This is a genomic window from Pseudoalteromonas sp. GW168-MNA-CIBAN-0100 (genome assembly GCF_040309225.1).
Taxonomy (GTDB): Bacteria; Pseudomonadota; Gammaproteobacteria; order Enterobacterales; family Alteromonadaceae; genus Pseudoalteromonas; species Pseudoalteromonas arctica.
This window is the reverse complement of record NZ_JBEOOL010000705.1, coordinates 1-262: the sequence shown is the minus strand read 5'-3', so window position 1 is coordinate 262 and position 262 is coordinate 1. Positions and strand designations below refer to the sequence as shown.

Annotated in this window: 1 protein-coding gene; it reads right to left on the bottom strand. The window is 33.6% G+C overall.

What is annotated here, in order from left to right:
* A partial coding sequence (locus AAEY62_RS23100) for a GIY-YIG nuclease family protein (protein ID WP_350636768.1) occupies nt 1-262 on the bottom strand: 262 nt, incomplete at both ends.

Below are 262 nucleotides of genomic sequence, written 5' to 3'. Positions count from 1 at the left end.
GTAATATATAAGGATAGGATTTATCGTCGCGTAATAAAATATTGTAACGAGGCTGATACTTTTTTATCAGATTGTTTTCAAGTAATAGCGCTTCGGTTTCGGTATTAGTAAGCGTTACTTCAACATTACAAATATTACTGACTAAAACACGGGTTTTGCTGTCGGTGATGTTACTTCTAAAGTAACTACTCACCCGTTTTTTTAAATGCTTTGCTTTACCAACATAAATTACTTGATTGTCACTATCGAGCATACGGTAAAC